The organism is Pseudomonas sp. (assembly GCF_030698175.1).
Taxonomy (GTDB): Bacteria; Pseudomonadota; Gammaproteobacteria; order Pseudomonadales; family Pseudomonadaceae; genus Aquipseudomonas.
Genome location: NZ_JAUYNT010000035.1, coordinates 1 through 19,902, shown reverse-complemented (window position 1 = coordinate 19,902; position 19,902 = coordinate 1). Strand labels below are relative to the sequence as shown.

General features: G+C 61.4%; 18 protein-coding genes. 7 read left to right on the top strand and 11 right to left on the bottom strand.

The genetic code is table 11. The features are described 5' to 3' along the window. Positions 1 to 19: 19 nt before the first annotated feature. Positions 20 to 1,207 (top strand): NAD(P)/FAD-dependent oxidoreductase, encoded by a 1,188-nt coding sequence (locus tag Q8R10_RS18340; protein ID WP_305655342.1) that lies wholly within the window; start codon positions 20 to 22, stop codon positions 1,205 to 1,207. A 284-nt stretch (positions 1,208 to 1,491) separates the two neighbouring features. On the opposite strand, the gene Q8R10_RS18335 is transcribed toward Q8R10_RS18340, so the two are convergent. Continuing rightward, positions 1,492 to 2,244 (bottom strand): slipin family protein, encoded by a 753-nt coding sequence (locus Q8R10_RS18335; RefSeq protein WP_305655341.1) that lies wholly within the window; start codon positions 2,242 to 2,244, stop codon positions 1,492 to 1,494. Positions 2,245 to 2,246: 2 nt separating this feature from the next. Further along, positions 2,247 to 3,638, bottom strand: a complete 1,392-nt coding sequence (locus Q8R10_RS18330) for a nodulation protein NfeD (protein ID WP_305655340.1) — start codon at positions 3,636 to 3,638, stop codon at positions 2,247 to 2,249. Between the two features lie 256 nt (positions 3,639 to 3,894). Between Q8R10_RS18330 and Q8R10_RS18325 the strand changes: the two genes are divergently transcribed. From Q8R10_RS18325 to Q8R10_RS18315, 3 genes are all read left to right on the top strand, one after another. Then, complete coding sequence (locus tag Q8R10_RS18325; RefSeq protein ID WP_305655339.1) at positions 3,895 to 4,365, top strand: aminoacyl-tRNA deacylase; 471 nt, start codon at positions 3,895 to 3,897, stop codon at positions 4,363 to 4,365. A gap of 80 nt (positions 4,366 to 4,445) precedes the next feature. After that, on the top strand, positions 4,446 to 4,685 hold the full coding sequence (locus Q8R10_RS18320; protein WP_305655337.1) for a DUF2789 domain-containing protein: 240 nt from the start codon (positions 4,446 to 4,448) through the stop codon (positions 4,683 to 4,685). A gap of 215 nt (positions 4,686 to 4,900) precedes the next feature. Further along, positions 4,901 to 6,442, top strand: a complete 1,542-nt coding sequence (locus Q8R10_RS18315; protein WP_305655335.1) for a hypothetical protein — start codon at positions 4,901 to 4,903, stop codon at positions 6,440 to 6,442. A 191-nt stretch (positions 6,443 to 6,633) separates the two neighbouring features. Here the strand turns inward: Q8R10_RS18315 and Q8R10_RS18310 are convergent, their stop codons facing one another. The 4 genes from Q8R10_RS18310 to Q8R10_RS18295 form a co-directional block, all read right to left on the bottom strand. After that, the gene (locus Q8R10_RS18310; RefSeq protein ID WP_305655333.1) at positions 6,634 to 7,491 is read right to left on the bottom strand and encodes an HDOD domain-containing protein; all 858 of its coding nucleotides are present in this window, start codon (positions 7,489 to 7,491) and stop codon (positions 6,634 to 6,636) included. Positions 7,492 to 7,872: 381 nt separating this feature from the next. Beyond that, on the bottom strand, positions 7,873 to 8,382 hold the full coding sequence (locus tag Q8R10_RS18305; protein ID WP_305655332.1) for a M48 family metallopeptidase: 510 nt from the start codon (positions 8,380 to 8,382) through the stop codon (positions 7,873 to 7,875). 116 nt (positions 8,383 to 8,498) lie between these two features. Further along, positions 8,499 to 9,251: an ABC transporter substrate-binding protein gene (locus tag Q8R10_RS18300; protein ID WP_305655330.1), complete on the bottom strand. Its 753-nt coding sequence runs from the start codon at positions 9,249 to 9,251 to the stop codon at positions 8,499 to 8,501. A gap of 46 nt (positions 9,252 to 9,297) precedes the next feature. Further along, positions 9,298 to 10,059, bottom strand: coding sequence for a hypothetical protein (locus tag Q8R10_RS18295; protein ID WP_305655329.1), 762 nt, complete (start codon positions 10,057 to 10,059; stop codon positions 9,298 to 9,300). Between the two features lie 95 nt (positions 10,060 to 10,154). On the opposite strand from Q8R10_RS18295, the gene Q8R10_RS18290 reads away from it, so the two are divergent. Continuing rightward, positions 10,155 to 11,126, top strand: coding sequence for a carboxylesterase (locus tag Q8R10_RS18290; RefSeq protein WP_305655328.1), 972 nt, complete (start codon positions 10,155 to 10,157; stop codon positions 11,124 to 11,126). A gap of 82 nt (positions 11,127 to 11,208) precedes the next feature. Here the strand turns inward: Q8R10_RS18290 and fba are convergent, their stop codons facing one another. The 5 genes from fba to tkt form a co-directional block, all read right to left on the bottom strand. Beyond that, the gene (gene fba / locus Q8R10_RS18285; protein WP_305655327.1) at positions 11,209 to 12,273 is read right to left on the bottom strand and encodes a class II fructose-bisphosphate aldolase; all 1,065 of its coding nucleotides are present in this window, start codon (positions 12,271 to 12,273) and stop codon (positions 11,209 to 11,211) included. Between the two features lie 62 nt (positions 12,274 to 12,335). Continuing rightward, positions 12,336 to 12,662 carry an MliC family protein gene (locus tag Q8R10_RS18280; protein ID WP_305655325.1) on the bottom strand — a complete coding sequence of 109 codons (327 nt, stop codon included), beginning with the start codon at positions 12,660 to 12,662 and terminating at the stop codon, positions 12,336 to 12,338. A gap of 62 nt (positions 12,663 to 12,724) precedes the next feature. Then, positions 12,725 to 13,903, bottom strand: a complete 1,179-nt coding sequence (locus tag Q8R10_RS18275; RefSeq protein ID WP_305655323.1) for a phosphoglycerate kinase — start codon at positions 13,901 to 13,903, stop codon at positions 12,725 to 12,727. Between the two features lie 24 nt (positions 13,904 to 13,927). Further along, positions 13,928 to 14,977 carry an erythrose-4-phosphate dehydrogenase gene (gene epd, locus Q8R10_RS18270; RefSeq protein WP_305655394.1) on the bottom strand — a complete coding sequence of 350 codons (1,050 nt, stop codon included), beginning with the start codon at positions 14,975 to 14,977 and terminating at the stop codon, positions 13,928 to 13,930. A gap of 134 nt (positions 14,978 to 15,111) precedes the next feature. Then, positions 15,112 to 17,109, bottom strand: coding sequence for a transketolase (gene tkt / locus Q8R10_RS18265; protein ID WP_305655321.1), 1,998 nt, complete (start codon positions 17,107 to 17,109; stop codon positions 15,112 to 15,114). A 391-nt stretch (positions 17,110 to 17,500) separates the two neighbouring features. On the opposite strand from tkt, the gene Q8R10_RS18260 reads away from it, so the two are divergent. Further along, positions 17,501 to 18,529, top strand: a complete 1,029-nt coding sequence (locus tag Q8R10_RS18260; protein ID WP_305655319.1) for a metalloregulator ArsR/SmtB family transcription factor — start codon at positions 17,501 to 17,503, stop codon at positions 18,527 to 18,529. Next, positions 18,526 to 19,716: a methionine adenosyltransferase gene (gene metK, locus Q8R10_RS18255; RefSeq protein ID WP_305655318.1), complete on the top strand. Its 1,191-nt coding sequence runs from the start codon at positions 18,526 to 18,528 to the stop codon at positions 19,714 to 19,716. Before Q8R10_RS18260 ends, metK begins: the two co-directional genes overlap by 4 nt. The last annotated feature ends 186 nt before the right edge of the window (positions 19,717 to 19,902 follow it).

The following is a 19,902-nucleotide window of genomic DNA, read 5'->3' as shown; positions in this document are numbered from 1 at the left end:
CCGCTACAAAGGAAAAACCGTGACTCATTCTGACGTAATCATCATCGGCGCCGGCGCCGCCGGCCTTATGTGCGCGCTGACCGCCGCCGCCCGTGGGCGCCAAGTGCTGCTGCTGGATCACGCCAACAAGGCCGGCAAGAAGATCCTGATGTCCGGGGGTGGCCGCTGCAACTTCACCAACCTGTACACGGAACCGGCCAACTTCCTCTCGGCCAACCCGCACTTTTGCAAATCGGCCTTGGCCCGTTACAGCCAGTGGGACTTTATTGCCCTGGTGAGCAAGTACGGCGTGCCTTACCACGAGAAAAAACTCGGCCAGCTGTTTTGCGACAACAAGGCCAGCGACATCCTCGAACTGCTGCTGGCCGAGTGCCGCGACGCCGGCGTGCGCTTGCTGCTGGACACCGAGGTTAAACAGATTGCGGCCAGGCCAGACGCCGGCTATCAACTGCACACCAGCGCCGGCGCCTTCAGCTGCCAGTCGCTGGTAATTGCCACCGGTGGCTTGTCGATTCCGACTCTGGGCGCCAGCGGTTTTGGCTATCAGGTGGCCAAACAATTCGGCCATCAATTGCTGCCGACCCGCGCTGCCCTGGTGCCCTTCACCATCACCGAACCGCAGCTCAAAGCCCTGTGCACCGAGCTGTCCGGCACCTCGGTGGAAGACTGCCTGGTCAGCTGCAACGGCATGAGTTTTCGCGAGAACATTTTGTTCACCCACCGTGGCCTTAGCGGTCCGGCGATTTTGCAGATTTCCTCCTACTGGCAGCCGGGGGATGCGGTGCAGATCAACCTGCTGCCGCATATCGACTTGCACGAATGGCTGCCCGCCCAGCAAGCGGAGCGGCCCAACAGCGAGCTAAAAACCCTGCTGGCCGAGCTGTTTACCAAGAAGATGGCCGGGCTGCTGGCCGAGCAATGGTTCGAGTCCAAACCGCTCAAGCAATACACCCACGCCGAACTGGCGGCGATTGCCGAGCGCCTGGCCAACTGGACGCTGGTACCGGCCGGCACCGAAGGCTATCGCACCGCCGAAGTGACCCTGGGCGGCGTCGATACCCGCGAGGTGTCCTCCAAGACCATGGAGTCGCTGAAAGCGCCGGGGCTGTACTTTATCGGCGAGGTGCTGGACGTCAGCGGCCAGCTCGGCGGCTTTAACTTCCAGTGGGCCTGGGCCTCGGCTTTTGCGGCGGCGCAGTACGTTTAAGCGACCGCTTAGCAGGCCATTTTTAAGGCTCCGTCCTAGTTACCTGTTGCAGGCAGACCGTAGGATGCGGTTGAGCGCAGCGATACCCATCACCGCGTGCGAAGCCCATGGACTCACGTCCGCGGCTGCGTGCGTGGGATGACTGGACTGATTGTCGCTGGATGATTGATGGGTATCGCCAAGCTCAACACATCCTACAAAAGCTGCGCCTGGCGCAACACATAACTGGTTCAGAGCCATTTTTAACGCCGTATCGGCAACGCAGGTAGTTTTTCAACGCCCTGTTAGCTCTTCGACGATAAATCGGCCATGCCTTTGAGCAGTTCGATCGGCAGTGGGAAGACGATGGTCGAGGTCTTGTCACCGGCAATCGCGCCCAGGGTCTGCATATAGCGCAGCTGCATGGCGCCGGGCTGGCGGCCGAGCATCTCGGCGGCCTGCATAAGTTTCTCCGAGGCCTGCAACTCACCTTCGGCGTGGATCACCTTGGCCCGCCGCTCGCGCTCGGCCTCGGCCTGTTTGGCGATGGCGCGGATCATCGACTCGTTGAGGTCGACATGCTTGATCTCCACGTTGGCCACCTTGATACCCCAAGCATCGGTCTGCGCGTCCAGCACCTGCTGGATATCCGTATTCAAGCGTTCGCGTTCGGCCAGCAGCTCGTCCAGTTCGTGCTTGCCGAGCACCGCGCGCAAGGTGGTTTGCGCCAGCTGACTGGTGGCGTTATGGAAGTCCTCGACCTGGATGATGGCCCTCTGCGGGTCGAGCACCCGAAAATAGATCACCGCATTGACCTTAACCGAAACGTTGTCCCGGGTGATCACGTCCTGGGGTGGCACATCCAGCACCACGGTGCGCAGATCGACCCGCACCATCTGCTGCACGCCCGGAATCAGGACGATCAAGCCCGGCCCCTTGACCCGCCAGAAACGCCCGAGCTGGAACACCACGCCGCGCTCGTACTCGCGCAGGATGCGGAACGCCGAAACCACCAGCGCGACCAGCAGCAGCACCGTTAAACCTAATGGCAAGCCCATATTCAACCTCCTTGCGCGGGCTGATCATCAGCCGCGACCACATCCAGCAGCAAACCATCGCGCGCCAGCACCCGCACCTGCTGCCCGGGCTGCAGCGGCGTGCGGCTGCGCACCTGCCAGTTTTCCCCTTGCAACTGCACCCAGCCCGCCAGCGAGTCGCCGGCTTGCAGCCCGGCCACCCGCGCCAGGCTGCCAACCAGTCCGGCATCGCCACTCACCAGCAGCCGGCGCCGCGCCTTCAGGGCCATGCCCAGCAGACCGCCGATCAGCAGCGCACTGACCAGCGCCAGCGTCACTATCAGCCCGAGGGGGATGCCGAAACCCGGCACTTCGGTGTCAATCAGAATCAGCGCGCCGGCCACGAACGCCACCACCCCGCCGATGCCGAGCACGCCGAAACTGGGCATAAATGCCTCAGCCGCCATAAAAACCAGACCGAGCAGCAACAACGCCACCCCGGCATAGTTCACCGGCAGCAGTTGCAGGGCATAGAGGCCCAACAACAGGCAAATACCGCCCAGCACCCCCGGCACCGCAGTACCGGGATTCATCAGCTCGAAGAACAGGCCATAGATGCCGACCATCAGCAGGATCAACGCCACGCTGGGGTTACTGATCACCGCCAGCAGGCGCGAGCGCCAATCCGGCAGATATTCGATCAGCACGGCGCCCTCGGTGTGCAACTGCACAGGCTGCCCGCCGACGCTCAGGGTCTTGCCGTGCAGCTGCTTGAGCAGGTCGCGCAAGTCACTGGCCAGATAGTCGATCACCTTGAGCCGCAGTGCCTCCTCGGCGGACAAACTGAACCCTTCGCGCACCGCCTGCTCGGCCCATTCGACATTGCGCCCGCGCAGCTGCGCCAGGCCGCGGATATAGGCGGCGGCGTCGTTGATCTGCTTCTTGCTCATGGCGTCGTTAGGCGCGCCGCTGGCCGGTTGGCTCTGCTCGCCAGGCTTGGCTGGCGGCTCGGGAGTTGCCGGTGGAGTTGGCAGGCCCGGCAGACCGCCGATTTGCACCGGCGTGGCCGCGCCCAGATTGGTACCCGGAGCCATGGCGGCGATATGACTGGCATACAGGATATAGGTGCCGGCACTGGCGGCGCGGGCACCGCTGGGGGCAACAAAACTGACCACCGGCAACGGGCTGGCGAGAATCGCTTTGATAATGTCGCGCATCGAGGTGTCCAGCCCGCCTGGGGTGTCGATGTTGAGCAGCACCAACTGCGCGCCCTCATCTACCGCCCGCGCCAAGCCACGAATCACGTAATCGGCACTGGCCGGCGCTATGGCCCCCTCCACCGTCAGCACCATGACGCTGCTCGCCGCCAGCACGGGCCCGAACGGCAACCCGAGCAGCACCAGCAACAAGAGCCTGCGCCACCATCGACTGTTCACCCGCGCCTCCACTTACCCATGGGCCGCCACACACCACACCGCGCTTCCGCTACCGATACTTGTCTACAGCAAGCATAGCGCTGCGCACGCCGACACCGCGACCCGCATTAGGTCAATTCTGACTATCAGTACGGACGCCATAGCAGCAACTATTACAAGCTCCCGACAGCCACCCGGCGCCGCCGGGCCTAAACTTCTGGTGAGAGTGATTCTACTAATCGGTGGCCCTAAAAGGCCTAGGGCGTGGAGGTGCGATATGCGCGTAGCAAGAAACGTTCAGCTGGGCCTGCAAGAGGCACATTGCGAGTTCGACATAGTGGCGCACCCACATTCAATCACCAGCCGCGAGACCGCCCGAGTCGCGGGGGTGCCGGCGGAGCGGATGGCTAAGTCGGTGGTGATTGACGACCGTCACGGTCACTACTTATTGGCGGTACTGCCGGCCAGTCGGCACCTGGATCTGCGCAAAGTCGGCGGCCCCGAACAATGGCGGCTGACCAACGAAAGCACCATCGCCGCGCTGTTCAACGACTGTGAGCCCGGTGCCGTGCCAGGGCTCGGCGAACCTTATGGGCTGGAGATGCTGGTCGACCCGCTGCTCACCCAACAAGCGGAGATTTACCTGGAGTCCGGTGATCACCAGAACCTGGTGCATATGCGCATGGATCAGTTTCGCAAATTGGTGCCCCGCGCCGAAGTGTGCGACCTTTGTGAGGATCGTTATTAGTCCGCCACCCAGGCGTGCACCGCCTGTCACCCGCCCCAGAAGGCCTCGGCAGGGCGCGCGCCGACCTTCTGGAGAGCAGCATGCAATCACCCAATCACGACCTCACGGCATTATTCGAACAACTCGGGCTGCCCGCCGACAGTGCCAGCCAAGAGTCATTTGTCCGTAAACACGGCCCATTGCCTGAGCAAATAGGACTGGCCGAGGCACCGTTTTGGAATGTCGCGCAGGCGGCTCTGCTGCGCGAGCAGATCATTGCGGATGCCGACTGGGCCGCAGTCGTCGACCAACTCAATCTGTTATTACGCCGCCCACGCTAAGCCCGCGGCAAGTGAGAATTGCCAACAACAAAGCACCGATCTACGGTCAAAACATCCCTTGAGTTCATCCAACCTAGACGCCGAGGTTTGCTTTGACTGCAGCGCGCATTGATTCCCCGGTAACTGACACGCAAACACCGCACGTTCGCGACTTTCGACAAATTCTGGTTTGGCCACTGCAGCTGTTACCCGCCAGCAATGCGAGCAGCAGCCGAGTGCCCCACGAGCAATTGCACAGCAGCCTGTGCGCCGGCGGTTGGCAGCCTTTTGTTAGCGCTTTCAATAGCGCACAAAGCCAGCTTAGCGAGCGCCATTACAAGGAATTCGTCTCGTTTTTACCCCACGCGCAACGCTTTTTGTATGGCGAAAGCCGCGCCGAAAGCGGCCCCAGCCTGCACGGCGAGTCGGCCCTGCGCGCGTTTCGGCGCAGCGACATTGCCCAGCTGCGGATTGTCCTGCGCGAAGGTGAACCGGCGCTGCTACTGCACGTGGAGCGGGTTGAGCTGTGCCTGCTGGATGATGTTGATGTGGCGCTGTTGCAAGTTGAACTGCACGCCCAGGACCTCAGCCTGGCGACTGCCCACGACCTGCTCTATCGCTTTGGCCGCGCCTACCCAACCGGTTGGGATGAAGACGGCAATGGCGTGCACAACGCCTTGCTGGTCGAGTGGCTGGACAGTGACGGCATGCTACTGGCCAGCTCCGACGCCGATCAGCGGGATAAGTTTCTCGCCTTCGCGGCCCAGCACCGCGCCCCGACCATATCCTCCCATTGGGCCTTTTTGTTGCAGCCGCTGGTGCTGGAGCCAACCCTGCAAACCGAGGTGCTGCGCTTTCGGCAAATCGAATACCACCGCATGCCGTTGCTGGCTTACTTGGCGCTGGATAACCCCAGAAACCTGACCCAAGAGCAATGGATACGCCTGGGGCTGGTCGCCACCCTGCATCCGGACGAGGCCTTGCCGCTGCAAAGCCCCGAGGTGCGCGAGTTCGAGGCGCGCTATTGCTATGACCGTTACTGGAGCGATAGCCAGGCCGGGCCCAACAGCCGCTTCCTCTGCAGCGGACGGGCGCTGATACTGGTCGGCGATGCCAATTCCGCGTTCTTTCTGGATGCCGAGCGCGGCATGCTGGCGCAGTTTCGCCATCAGTACCGCTTGCTGTTTATGGTTAATCACTTTCACCGCGCCACCCTGCTGCTCTATTCGCAGTTGCTGGCCGATGCCATGCAGCGTCTGGATGTGCGCTCGCCGGAGTCGATCCGCCGCTTTAAACGGCGCATCCGCGCCGGCTTTGAGGCCTTTCTGCGCTTTACCCACCGCTACTGGTTCCATGAACTGTCGGAAATTCCACAGTTACAGGCGGTCTACCGACTGTGCGCCACGCGGCTGGGCAACGACACTCTGTACGCCGAGATCAAGGCGGAGATCCGTGAGATGGTCGACTACCTCGACAGCGATGCCCAGCGCCGCCAGTCCACCACAGTCATGCGCCTAACAGTGGTCACCACCCTGAGCCTGGTCGGCACCGTGGCCACCGGTTTTCTCGGCATGAATATCTTTGCCGATGCCGACGCGCCCCTACTGCAACGCTCGCTGTTTTTCTTCGCGGCGCTGACCGGCACCGGGCTCATCACCGCCTACGCGGTGGTGAAATCCAAGCGCTTGGCTGACCTGCTGGATGTGCTCTCCGATGAGAGCCTGCGCACCGGCGAGCGGCTGCGGGCGATCTTCGGTAGCTGGCGGCGTAAACATTGAAATCGCCGCTGCCGCGTGACCGTAGGAGGGGCTTTAGCCGCGAAGCAAGCCAGCCGGAGAACGCTGCCGCTTTGGCAGAAATAACGCGCGGGCGTTTTTGCCGCAGCTTTGGGAGCTATGGCCTTGCCGCCGGAGCGGAGCAATCGCGGCTAAAGCCCCTCCCACCAAGGATCAAGGCTCGACAACTTGGGCTAACGCAAGGTCGCGGCGAGCGCCTCGATCTCCGCGCGGTGACTGACCAGTACGGTTAACTCACCGTTGCCGCTGATAAAGTCCAGCGGCGCCGGCAACTTGCCATAGGCGGCCAACTCGGTCAGCGGCGGCAAGTCGCTGGTGCGACCGACCAATTTAATTGCATGAAACAGGCTCAGGTTGATCAGATCCACCAGTTCGACCTCGGCGCCCTCCTGGTAGTGCCAGTCACCCGCATGGCGGATCACCTTGATGTAAGCCTCATCGACCGCCCACTTCTTCAACACTATGACGCCGAGGGATTTGCTGTATTCGCGGCAGAGTTTGTAATAGAGCTCGGCCGAGGGGATTTCAGCGGCATTTTTGAACGCCGAGAGCACCGCCAAGGTGCCTACCTCGCTGAGCAGGCTCGCCAGCAAGGCTTGATCGGCCGACACATGGCCCACCAAACGGGCCAAAAACGCACTGCAACTGGCCTTCAACACCAGCCGCTCCCAGGCTTCCAGAAATAGCTTCTTGTGCGCCGGGCTGTGCAAGGTAAACAGACTCTTGACGCTGTGGACCATGGTAATCCGGTCGACCTGGGCGATGCCCAGCACCCGCAGCACGTCGAGCAAACTCTTGGGTGGCACTTGGCTGCGCAGCAAGGCGCTGCTGGCGTACTTCATCAAGATGGCACTGAGGGCCGGGTCGCGACTGATCAACCGATTGAGCTGACTCAGCGTCACCTCCGGATTGCTCAAGGCGCGGCGGATTTCCAGGGTAATGGCCGGCAAGCTGGGCAATTGCTCCTCGCCACTCATTAACTGCGTGACCACTTGCCGGTAGATGGCGTAATCCGACGATCCTGCACTCACGGTAAAGCCTCGCTTGGCAGCGACCTGTTCAGGACTGACGGGGGCCGATGATCCTTCACTCACATGCAGTTCTCTCTAACTCAGACGGGGTGAAAACGTAGCGAGCAAAGGTTAGGCAAGGCAAACACAGGTGCAACGTAGCGAAGCGGAGTAACAGCCATAGGCTAGCCCGCAGGGCTAACGAAGTGAGTCAAAAGCGCAATTTACGAGCTGTAAATAAGCATTTGATTCGCGTTGCTCACCCCTTCGGGGCCGCGCTAAAGCGCGTTCAGCCTGTGGCTGTGAGCCTGCTTTTAACGCGACATAAGCGCGCGCAGTAGTTTTCACAGGGTCTGAACGGGCGGGGCTTACTCAAGGGTAGCCCAGCCCGCCGGTTTTACCCTATGCCGGTGGCGCGCTGGTGGGTAAATCCCGCCAGGTCAGGTACAGGCGCAGGTCGAACTCCAACTGCATATAACCCGGCTGCATGTATTCGCATAGTTGGTAGAAGGCCTTGTTGTGCTCCTGCTCTTTAAGGTGCGCCAATTCGTGCACCACTATCATCCGCAAGAACTCCGGCGCGGCCTGCTTAAACAGCGCGGCGACGCGAATCTCCTTCTTGGCCTTGAGTTTGCCACCCTGCACCCGCGAAATCGCCGTGTGCAGCCCCAGCGCCTGGTGCGTGAGGTCAAGGCGGTTATCGAACAACACCTTGTCGATATTGGCGGCGTTACGCAGGTGTTCTTGCTTGAGTTCCTGGGTATAGGCGTACAGCGCTTTGTCGCTCTGCACCTGATGGCGCGCGGGGTAGCGCTCGTTCAGGTAGCTGCCCAGACGCTGAGTGGCGATCAGTTGCTGCACCTGCGCTTGCAGCTGTGGTGGATAGGCTTTGAGGTATTTGAGCGGGTTCATTACAACCTACAAAATGCGCCACGCGGGCAGCGTGATAATGCCAAGGCCGCCAGTCTAACCAAAGGCGTGGCAATTCCCAGCCCCACCGCTACGGATCTGCCGGCGCCCCCCCAGATTCAGTGCGCCAACTGCGGCGCCAGCTGTGACCACTCGGGGGAGTTGCGCAGTTCACCAATCCCACGCCAGATTGCCTCAAAAACCTGCGGATGCTGAGCGTAAAACTGCTTATTCACGCCCAAAAACAAGCCGGCCCGCATCAGGGGCGCAGGCAGCACCTCAATGTCGGCGAACTCCGGGTTTTGCAGCTCTCTCTCTACCGAGGCCGCTTGACCAACGCCGAGCTGGGCGCGGTCGCGCAGAAGCATTTGCATCATTTGGTGGATGGTTTGCGCGCTGTCGTTGTGCGTTACATTGAGTTGTTGCAGGCGATCGGCCACCGCCACAAAACCGGCGTTGTAGAGCACCGGGGCCCGCAGCCCGGTAAAGCGCTGGCCGTCCCAATCGGCGTCAGTGCCGCGCGCACGGTAAACCAGCACTTTGAATTCACCCAGCGCCAGGCTTTCATCGAGCTGGCCGGCGCGCAGCGGAAAGGCCATAAACTCGCGATTACTTGGCGCCGCGGTGACAGTACCGGCGGCGTGATAACGGCCACTTTCCACCCCTGCCCGGCAACGGCGCCATGGCACCGGCTCAAACTCTACCGTCCAGCCTTGCTGGCTGGCGGCGTGGCGGATCAGATACTGCGCCTGGCCATCATGGTCAACGAAGGTCAGTGGCGGATTGCTCGCATCACCAATACACACCCGCAGGGTTTGCGCCTGCGCAGTGCCAAGACAAAACAGTAGCAACCAACAGCAACGTTTCAGCATTATCGATCTCAAGCAAAGCTAATCACCCAGCGGGGGGACGAGTTTATCACCGAGCTAGCGGCTGCAACGCCTGAGTCCAACCGGGGTCCCGGGCTAAGTGCGGCAGTGCTTGATTCAGAAACAGCAATAAATCTGGGTTGTTGTGACTGGTAAACAGAAAACGCTCGAACTCAAACTGCGGCTGCTCATCCACATAGGCCCAGCGATCAAAGTCCGGCAGCTGGGCCCGCAAGTAAGGCAAGGAACTGGCTTGCAGCAGGATTAAATCGACCCGTTTGTGCTGCAGTTTCAGCACATTGCTCAGCTCATTTTGCGCGTCTTCGCGCTGCAGTAGGCCACTGCGAAAATAAGCCTCTAAATACTCATACCGATGCCCACTGATACCACCAAAGCGGGCCGCTTTTAGTGGGTGCCCCTGGGCAAATAGCACCTTATCGGCCCGACGTGAGACCCGCAGATTATGATCGCGCATCAACACCCTCGACCAGAGAAAATCCGGCTGCTCAGGCGCACTGAACCAAGTCGGATTAGCCCACGCCACTACGCCGCGCCATTCGGGGTTCGCCAACATATAATCGAGCCGCAGACGCGGCACTTGCCGGGGCACAAACTCAAAACGCCCACCCGACCATTGGCTTAACCAGTGCGCCAGCTGCACGGTATAACTGTCGGCGGCAGGCACGCTGTCGACCGCAAAAGGCGGCAACGTATAGTAGGTCAGCAACTGGACTTTCTCCGCCGCCAACGCCGCCGTACCGAGCCCCATCAGGCTGATCACTAACAGCCATTTTTTTAGTTTTATCGGCATAGTGTGAAGTGAACCCTAAAGTGCAAACAAACGCTGCGGTGCCTTAACTATAGCCACCTGGCCACACCGCGTTAAAGCCCATCCCGAGCACAGTAATGAGCAAAACCTTAGCCGTATCGCTGTTGATAGTCACCGCCTTGCTAGCCGCTTTCTGCGCCGGTCCACGCGTCGAGGTGACCACCCAGCTCAAGCCCTTGCAGCTGCCCGCCGACCTCGACCGCTATCTGGCGGACAGTGAAGCGCATTATCCCGAGATCATTCCCGGTACAGAAAAAACCATCGTCTGGGCGCACCCGGACCAACGCAAAACGCCACTGTCGGTGATTTACCTGCACGGTTTTTCTGCCACCCGGCAAGAGACCGCGCCCTTGAGCGATCAAGTAGCCAAGCGCCTGGGCGCCAACCTGTTTTACACCCGCCTCAGTGGCCACGGCCGTGGCGGCGCGGCGATGAGCGAGGCCAGCGTCAACGACTGGCTCAACGACAGCCAGGAGGCCCTGCAAATCGGTCAGCAACTGGGCGAGCGGGTGCTGGTGATCGCCACCTCAACCGGCGCCACTCTGGCCACTTGGCTGGCAACCCAGCCACAGAGTCAGAACGTGCTGGCCTATGTACTGATCTCGCCCAACTTCGCCCCCAAAGACCGCGCCGCGCAAGTGCTGACCTGGCCCTGGGCCAAGCACTTTGCACCACTGCTGATCGGCCCCGAGCACCACTGGCAGCCGCGCAATGCAGCCCACGCGCAGTATTGGACGCATCGCTTCCCGACCCAGGCCTTGCTGCCAATGATGGGCTTGGTTGCGTACGTGCGCGAGCTGCCGGTCGAGGCGATCCACGCCCCGCTGCTGCAGATTTACTCCCCCGAGGATAAGGTGGTCAGCCCCGCCGCCGGCGTGCAGATGTTTGCCCGTTTCGGCTCCAGCCCGAAGAAGCTGCTGGCCTTGGCTGACACCCAAGATGACGCGCACCACGTACTGGCCGGCGATGTCCTCTCGCCCCGCGACACCCCCAGAATCGAGGCGGCCATCCTGCAGTTTCTGCAGCCCTTGCTAAACGCCCAGCCCTAAATGCAAAAACCCCGCTCGTGAGAGCGGGGTTTGGTTTTCACGTGGGCTGGCGGGTTACGCCTAGGCTAACCCGTCCTACGGTTTAGTTAACCTTAGCGGCCAGCTCGCCCTTGGCGTAACGCTGGAACATGGCTTCCAGATTCAGCGGTTTGATCTTCGAGGCGTTGCCGGCGGTGCCGAAGGCTTCGTAACGAGCGATGCAGATGTCGCGCATCGCCGTGACGGTGGCGCCGAAGAATTTACGCGGGTCGAACTCGCTCGGGTTGGTGGCCATCAGGCGGCGCATGGCACCGGTGGAGGCCAGACGCAGGTCGGTGTCGATATTGACCTTGCGCACGCCGTACTTGATGCCTTCGACGATTTCTTCAACCGGCACGCCGTAGGTTTCTTTGATGTCGCCGCCGTACTGGTTGATGATCGCCAGCCACTCTTGCGGCACGCTCGAGGAGCCGTGCATGACCAGGTGAGTGTTGGGGATGCGCGCGTGAATCGCTTTGATCCGGTCGATAGCCAGGATGTCGCCAGTCGGTGGCTTGGTGAACTTGTAAGCGCCGTGGCTGGTGCCGATGGCGATGGCCAGGGCATCGACTTGGGTGCGCTTGACGAAGTCCGCGGCTTCTTCCGGGTCGGTGAGCATCTGACTGTGATCGAGCACGCCTTCGGCGCCGATGCCGTCTTCTTCACCGGCCATACCGGTTTCCAGGCTGCCCAGGCAACCCAACTCGCCTTCTACCGACACGCCACAGGCGTGGGCGAAGGCAACGGTCTGCTGGGTGACGGCGACGTTGTACTCATAGTCGGCCGGGGTCTTGCCGTCTTCTTTCAGCGAGCCGTCCATCATCACCGAGCTGAAGCCCAGCTGGATCGAGCGCTGACAGACATCCGGGCTGGTGCCGTGGTCCTGGTGCATGCACACCGGGATATGCGGGAATTCTTCGATCGCGGCCAGGATCAGGTGACGCAAAAACGGTGCACCGGCGTATTTGCGTGCACCGGCCGAGGCCTGGACGATCACCGGCGAGTCGGTCTTATCCGCCGCTTCCATGATGGCGCGCATTTGTTCGAGGTTATTGACGTTGAACGCCGGCACGCCGTAACCGAATTCGGCGGCGTGGTCGAGCATTTGACGCATGCTGATAAGTGCCATGTTTGCAGTCTCCCTTATATGTTTAGCCGTGCGCACAGAGCCTAGTGTCTGCGCGATTTAAATTATTTGCCCGGTGCCTTGCAGCCGCGGCCAATCAAATCGTTATTGGCCACCCAGTACAGCAGACCTTCGTCACCCTTGGTGTGAAAGGCCAACACGCTGTTGCTGTAGAGCGCGCCAGAACCCGAGGGTTCCGGTGTCAGGTGATAGAGCATGTCGCCGGCGCCGAGGCGCACTTGCATACCGTTCTCCAGCGCCGTATCCGGGCGCCAGTACACCTCAACCTGCGAGTCGCAGACCCAGCGAGTCCACTCACCGGTTGGCTCAGGCGATATCACGCAACCGCCGACACTGGCGGCCAGCGCCAGGAGGACTAAGTGCTTGTTCATCCGCGAAGCTCCTTATCAAGTGACCGCAGCGGCGGGTTACGCCGCTGCGCGGCTAACCCGCCCTACGCCTTGCCGCGTTGTTCCAGCACCGCGACGGCCGGCAACACCTTGCCTTCGACGAACTCAAGGAAAGCACCGCCGCCGGTGGAAATATAGGAAATCTGCGCAGCCACGTCGTATTTATCGATGGCCGCCAAGGTGTCGCCACCGCCGGCAATCGAGAACGCCGGGCTGGCGGCGATGGCCTGGGCCAGCACCTTGGTGCCGTTGCCGAATTGGTCGAACTCGAACACACCCACCGGACCGTTCCACAGAATGGTCTTGGCCGATTGCAACAACTCGGCAAACTGCGCGGCCGTTTGCGGACCTATGTCGAGAATCATGTCGTCCTCACTCACGTCGCCGATCAGCTTGACCGTGGCCTCGGCATCTTCAGCAAAGCGCTTGGCCACCACCACATCCACCGGCAACGGCACGCTGACCTTGGCGGCGATGGCGCGGGCAACGTCGAGCAAATCCGGCTCATACAACGACTTGCCCACCGGGTAACCGGCTGCGGCCAGGAAGGTATTGGCGATGCCTCCGCCGACAATCAGCTGATCGCAAATCAGGCTCAGGCTGTTGAGTACATCCAGCTTGGTCGACACCTTGGAGCCAGCCACGATGGCGGCCATCGGCTTGGCCGGGTTGCCCAGGGCCTTGCCCAACGCGTCCAGTTCAGCCGCCAGCAACGGGCCAGCGCAGGCGACTTTGGCAAACTTGGCCACGCCATGGGTCGAACCCTCGGCGCGGTGGGCGGTGCCGAAAGCGTCCATCACAAACACGTCGCAGAGGGCGGCGTATTGCTGGGCCAGGGCATCGCTGTTTTTCTTCTCGCCGGCGTTGAAGCGCACGTTCTCCAGCAACACCAATTCGCCAGGCTTAACCGCCACCCCGCCCAGATAGTCGGCCAGCAGCGGCACGTCACGGCCTAGGGCTTCGCTCAGGTAAGCGGCCACTGGCGCCAGGCTGTTTTCCGCCGAGAACTCGCCTTCAGTCGGGCGCCCCAGGTGCGAGCAGACCATGACTGCCGCGCCTTTTTCCAACGCCAATTTGATGGTGGGCAGAGAGGCGATAATCCGCGCGGCACTGCTGACCACGCCGTCTTTTACCGGCACGTTGAGGTCTTCGCGGATCAGTACGCGCAAACCTGCGAGGTCGAGATCGGTCATCTTCACGATGGTGTTAAACGGCGTGGTCATGGCTGCAGTCCTGTTCGGGGCTGGTTAGGTTGAAGGTGTTTGCGCGGCGTCGAGCCAATGCTCGGCGACGTCCAGCATACGGTTGGCAAAGCCCCATTCGTTGTCGAACCAGGCCAGCAGGTTCACCAGCCGCGGGCCGGAAACCCGGGTCTGACTGCCATCGACAATCGCCGAATGGGGGTCATGGTTAAAGTCGCAGCTGGCGTGGGGTAACTCGGTGTAAGCCAGCAAGCCTTTTAGCGGGCCGCTTTCAGCCGCCGCCCGGAGGATCTGGTTAATCTCGGCGGCCGTGGTATCGCGGGCCGTCAGCAGGCAGATGTCGAGACAGGAGACATTCACCGTCGGCACGCGCACTGCTTTGGCCTGGATTCGCCCAACAAGTTCCGGCAACAGCCGCTCGATGCCACGGGCCAGACCGGTGGACACCGGAATCACCGACTGAAACGCCGAACGGGTGCGGCGCAGGTCTTCGTGGTGGTAAGCATCGATGACCGGCTGGTCGTTCATCGCCGAGTGAATGGTGGTGATCGACACGTACTCCAAGCCCACCGCCTCATTCAGCAGCTTGAGCAACGGCACACCGCAGTTGGTGGTGCAGGAGGCGTTGGAGACCAGCCGCTCGCGGCCGGTCAGCTGTTGCTGATTGACGCCGTAGACGATGGTGGCGTCGATATCCGCCTCGCTGGTCATCGGCTGCGACAACAATAACCGCGGCGCGCCGGCGTCGATGAAACGCTGGGCGTCGGCACGGGTGTGATAGGCACCCGAGCACTCCAGCAGCAGATCGATGCCCAGCCCGGCCCAATCAATCGCCTCGGGCGTGCTCTGGCGCAGCACTTTTACGCACTGCCCCTGGATATGCAGGCAATCGCCTTCGACCCGCACCTCGCCGGGAAAACGCCCGTGGGTGGAGTCAAAGCGGGTCAGGTATTCGATGCTGGCCTGATCGGCCAGATCGTTCAGCGCGACTATTTCCAGGCCCGCACCCGCGCCCCGCTCGTGCAGCGCACGCAGCACGCAGCGGCCGATGCGGCCGTAACCGTTGAGGGCGATTTTATAAGGGCGGTTGGACATAACGATCTCGGTGAAAAACAACCCATCGACATGGCTCGAAGGTGGCGACCGTAGGATGGTGTTGAGCGCAGCGATACCCATCGAAGCTCAGCAGCATGGGTATCGCTGCGCTCAACCCATCCTACCAAGGCACATCAGACGTCCAGCAGCTCGGCGGCAGTTTCCAGAACGTTTTCCAGGGTGAAGCCAAACTCTTCGAACAGCGCCGCAGCCGGTGCCGACTCGCCGAAGCTGGTCATGCCTATAATCCGCCCTTCCAGGCCGACATACTTGTACCAAAAGTCCGCATGGGAGGCTTCGATGGCGATCCGTGCGCTGACTTGCAACGGCAGCACCTCTTGCTTGTAACCAGCGTCCTGGGCATCGAACACGCTGGTGCTCGGCATCGACACCACCCGCACTTTGCGGCCTTGGGCCGTCAATGCGTCATAGGCTTGCACGGCCAAGCCGACTTCCGAGCCGGTGGCGATCAGCAGCAACTCAGGTTCACCGCTGCAATCTTTCAACACATAAGCGCCACGGGCCACAGCGGCCAACTGCTGGGCGTCGCGGCTCTGGTGCGGCAGGTTTTGCCGGCTGAAGATCAGCGCCGACGGGCCGTCGTTACGCTCAATCGCCGCCTTCCAGGCCACCGCCGATTCCACTGCATCCGCCGGACGCCAGGTGTCCAGATTCGGCGTGCAACGCAGGCTGGCCAGTTGTTCGATCGGCTGGTGGGTTGGGCCGTCTTCGCCGAGGCCGATGGAGTCGTGGGTGAACACGTAAATCACCCGCTGCTTCATCAGGGCCGACATGCGCACGGCGTTGCGGGCGTACTCCATGAAGATCAGGAAGGTCGCGCCGTAAGGAATGAAGCCACCGTGACGGGCGACGCCGTTCATGATCGCGCTCATGCCGAACTCGCGCACGCCGTAGTACATATAGTTGCCGCTGGCGTCGGTGGCCGACACGCCCTGGCAGCCTTTCCACAGGGTCAGGTTGGAGCCGGCCAAGTCGGCCGAACCACCGAGAAACTCCGGCAGCAACGGGCCGAGAGCATTCAGCGCGTTCTGGCTGGCCTTGCGGCTGGCGATGGTTTCGCCCTTGGTCGCGACTTCCTGGATATAAGCAGCAGACTTGGCGGCGAAATCGGCCGGCAACTCGCCCTGCATGCGCCGGGTAAATTCGCTGGCCAATTCTGGGTGCGCTGCCGCGTAGGTGGCAAAGCGCTGGTTCCATTCGGCTTCACGGGCGGCGCCGGCTTCCTTGGCATCCCACTCGGCGTAGATCGCGCTTGGCACTTCGAACGGGCCGTACTTCCAGCCTAGGGCGGCGCGGGTCAGGGCGATTTCATCGGCACCCAGCGGGGCGCCGTGGCAGTCTTCTTTGCCTTGCTTGTTCGGTGAGCCAAAGCCAATCACGGTTTTGCAGCAGATCAGCGTCGGTTGCTCGCTCTTGCGGGCGGTGTCGATGGCGATTTTCAGCTCTTCCGGATCATGCCCGTCGACGTGACGAATCACCTGCCAGCCGTAGGCCTCGAAGCGTTTCGGGGTGTCGTCGGTGAACCAGCCTTCGACTTCGCCGTCGATGGAGATGCCGTTGTCATCGTAGAACGCGATCAGCTTACCGAGGCCCAGGGTGCCCGCCAGAGAGCTGACTTCGTGGGAAATGCCTTCCATCATGCAGCCATCACCCAGGAACACGTAGGTGTGGTGGTCAACGATGTTGTGGCCATCGCGGTTGAACTGCGCCGCCAAAACCTTCTCGGCCAGGGCGAAACCCACGGCATTGGCCAGGCCTTGGCCGAGCGGGCCGGTGGTGGTCTCAACGCCTGGGGTGTAGCCAAACTCCGGGTGGCCCGGCGTGCGGCTGTGCAACTGGCGGAAGTTCTTCAGGTCGTCGATCGACAGGTCGTAGCCAGTCAGGTGCAGCAAGGAGTAGATCAGCATCGAGCCGTGGCCGTTGGACAACACGAAGCGGTCGCGGTTGGCCCAGTCCGGGTTCGCCGGGTTGTGCTGCAGCACGTCGTGCCACAAGACTTCGGCGATGTCCGCCATGCCCATGGGGGCGCCGGGGTGGCCGCTATTGGCTTTCTGCACAGCATCCATGCTGAGTGCGCGGATGGCATTGGCTCGCTCGCGACGGCTGGGCATTGCTTATCTCCTGGCTGGGCTGTGGTAGAAACAGCTCAATATCTACTGCGCTTGGTCATACTGCGTTGAAAGCTGGCTCGGACTGCTCATTTACAACCCGTAAACTCCGCATCCTCGCCTGCTTTCGCCTTGTCTGCCCTGCGCTCGCTACGATCTTGAACTGTTTCTGCAAATCATTAAGTCGAAAAAGGCGGGCATTTTCGCCCAGCAAGCCCAGCGGGGCAATCACAGATGGTCGCTACGGCCGTTTTTGTCGCGGCAAAGACCGTTCAGTCCGCCACTTTGCGCGCAAATAGAGGCAGTCAACGGCCGGCCTGGGCCGCAAGACCAATATCAAAATTTTTTGATATTGGTCTTGCGGCGATAAAATACGCGACCTAAACTGCCGCTCATGAATCTACGCGTGCCCCAACTTCGTTTCGAAGCCAGCGATGAGCTCGCCAGCCTGTGCAAGGCCGGCGGCGACCCGCTGCGTCTGAATGTGTTGCGGGCGCTGGCCAACGATTCGTTTGGCGTACTGGAGCTGGCACAAATCTTCGCCACCGGCCAATCCGGTATCAGTCACCATTTAAAGGTGCTGGCCCAGGCCCGTTTGGTCGCCACTCGCCGTGAAGGCAATGCGATTTTCTATCGCCGGGCCCTGGCCCAGACCGAGTTGTTTTGCGGCAAATTGCACGCCGCCCTGCTCGATGAAGTCGACGCCCTGGAGCTGCCGGCCGAGGTGCAACAACGCATCGCCGTCGTCCACAGCCAGCGCGCCGCCGCCAGCCACGATTTCTTTGCGCGCATCGCCGACAGCTTTCAGGCCCAACAAGACCTGATCGCCAGCCTGCCGCAGTACCGCGACAGCCTGCTGGCGCTGCTCGATTCACTGAACTTTGCCAGCAGCGCCACGGCCCTGGAAGTCGGCCCCGGCGACGGCGGTTTTCTGCCCGAACTGGCGCGCCGCTTCGCCCAGGTGACGGCGCTGGACAACAGCCCGGCGATGCTCGAACTGGCCCGGCAACGCTGCGAGCGTGAAGGCCTAGCCAATGTTCAGCTAGAGTTGCTCGACGCCTTGGGTCAATCCGCCGCCAGCGCCGACTGCGTGGTACTGAACATGGTGCTGCATCACTTTGCCGCGCCGGCCGAGGCAATCAAACAGCTTGCACAGCGGGTAAAGCCCGACGGTAGCTTGCTGATCACCGAGTTATGCAGCCACAACCAGAGCTGGGCCCGCGATGCCTGCGGCGATCTTTGGCTGGGCTTTGAGCAAGACGACCTGGCCCGCTGGGCCAGTGCCGCGGGGCTGATGCCCGAAGAAAGTGTGTACTTAGGTTTACGTAATGGCTTCCAGATTCAGGTCCGCCATTTTCGCAAGCCAACGGCGGCGCCCGCTGGCCGCCCTCACCTACAGATAGAACAGGAACTGCCCCGATGAGCGAATACTCCCTCTTCACCTCCGAGTCCGTGTCTGAAGGACATCCGGACAAAATCGCCGACCAGATCTCCGATGCGGTGCTGGACGCCATCATCGCCGAAGACAAATTCGCCCGCGTGGCCTGCGAAACCCTGGTCAAGACTGGCGTTGCTATCATCGCCGGCGAAGTCACCACCAGCGCCTGGGTTGACCTGGAACAGATCGTTCGCGATGTGATCTGCAACATCGGCTACACCAGCTCCGACGTCGGTTTCGACGGCGCCACCTGCGGCGTGATGAACATCATCGGCAAGCAGTCCCCCGACATCAACCAGGGTGTCGACCGCGCCAAGCCAGAAGACCAGGGCGCCGGCGATCAGGGCCTGATGTTCGGCTACGCCAGCAACGAAACCGATGTATTGATGCCCGCTCCGATCACCTTCTCCCACCAGTTGGTGCAGCGCCAGGCCGAAGCCCGCAAATCTGGCCTGCTGCCGTGGCTGCGCCCAGATGCGAAATCCCAGGTCACCTGCCGCTATGACAACGGCAAAGTGATCGGCATCGACGCCGTGGTGCTGTCGACCCAGCACAACCCGGAAGTCAGCCTGGCCGACCTGCGCGAAGGCGTGATGGAGCTGATCATCAAGCACAGCCTGCCGGCTGAGCTGCTGCACAAAGGCACCCAGTTCCACATCAACCCGACCGGCAACTTTGTGATCGGTGGCCCAGTGGGCGACTGCGGCCTGACCGGCCGTAAAATCATCGTTGACTCCTACGGCGGCATGGCCCGTCACGGCGGCGGCGCGTTCTCCGGCAAGGATCCATCCAAGGTTGACCGTTCGGCCGCCTACGCCGGTCGTTATGTAGCCAAGAACATCGTCGCCGCCGGCCTGGCCGACCGCTGTGAGATCCAGGTGTCCTACGCCATCGGTGTGGCTCAGCCAACCTCGATTTCGATCAACACCTTCGGCACCAACACGGTCAGCGAAGACACTATCATCAAGTTGGTGCGTGAAGTCTTCGACCTGCGTCCGTACGCCATCACCAAGATGCTCGACCTGCTGCACCCGATGTACCAGGAGACTGCCGCCTACGGCCACTTCGGTCGCACGCCACAGCAGAAAACTGTAGGTGACGACACCTTCACCACCTTCACCTGGGAAAAGACCGACAAAGTCGCCGACCTGCGCGCTGCCGCCGGCCTGTAAGGCTGCCAGCAACACCCGAGCCCCGCCCTGTGCGGGGCTTTTTATTGGCTCTGTACCCGTTAACTGTTGCAAGGTCTAAACTCAAGACGCGTGCTCATCAAGGAGTACCGTTATGGATGCCCAATCCTTTCAACACCTGCTGGTTCGGCTTGATCTGCTCACGATCAAACAGAAATCCATCGTTCA

Excerpts from the sequence above, each read along its gene's own strand:
- Q8R10_RS18335 (WP_305655341.1), bottom strand. The coding sequence starts at position 2,244 with ATGGGCTTGCCATTAGGTTTAACGGTGCTGCTGCTGGTCGCGCTGGTG.
- Q8R10_RS18290 (WP_305655328.1), top strand. The coding sequence starts at position 10,155 with ATGAGCAAAACCTTAGCCGTATCGCTGTTGATAGTCACCGCCTTGCTA.
- Q8R10_RS18320 (WP_305655337.1), top strand. The coding sequence starts at position 4,446 with ATGCAATCACCCAATCACGACCTCACGGCATTATTCGAACAACTCGGG.
- Q8R10_RS18325 (WP_305655339.1), top strand. The coding sequence starts at position 3,895 with ATGCGCGTAGCAAGAAACGTTCAGCTGGGCCTGCAAGAGGCACATTGC.
- fba (WP_305655327.1), bottom strand. The coding sequence starts at position 12,273 with ATGGCACTTATCAGCATGCGTCAAATGCTCGACCACGCCGCCGAATTC.
- tkt (WP_305655321.1), bottom strand. The coding sequence starts at position 17,109 with ATGCCCAGCCGTCGCGAGCGAGCCAATGCCATCCGCGCACTCAGCATG.
- Q8R10_RS18260 (WP_305655319.1), top strand. The coding sequence starts at position 17,501 with ATGAATCTACGCGTGCCCCAACTTCGTTTCGAAGCCAGCGATGAGCTC.
- Q8R10_RS18295 (WP_305655329.1), bottom strand. The coding sequence starts at position 10,059 with ATGCCGATAAAACTAAAAAAATGGCTGTTAGTGATCAGCCTGATGGGG.
- metK (WP_305655318.1), top strand. The coding sequence starts at position 18,526 with ATGAGCGAATACTCCCTCTTCACCTCCGAGTCCGTGTCTGAAGGACAT.
- Q8R10_RS18300 (WP_305655330.1), bottom strand. The coding sequence starts at position 9,251 with ATGCTGAAACGTTGCTGTTGGTTGCTACTGTTTTGTCTTGGCACTGCG.
- Q8R10_RS18280 (WP_305655325.1), bottom strand. The coding sequence starts at position 12,662 with ATGAACAAGCACTTAGTCCTCCTGGCGCTGGCCGCCAGTGTCGGCGGT.
- Q8R10_RS18305 (WP_305655332.1), bottom strand. The coding sequence starts at position 8,382 with ATGAACCCGCTCAAATACCTCAAAGCCTATCCACCACAGCTGCAAGCG.
- Q8R10_RS18275 (WP_305655323.1), bottom strand. The coding sequence starts at position 13,903 with ATGACCACGCCGTTTAACACCATCGTGAAGATGACCGATCTCGACCTC.
- epd (WP_305655394.1), bottom strand. The coding sequence starts at position 14,977 with ATGTCCAACCGCCCTTATAAAATCGCCCTCAACGGTTACGGCCGCATC.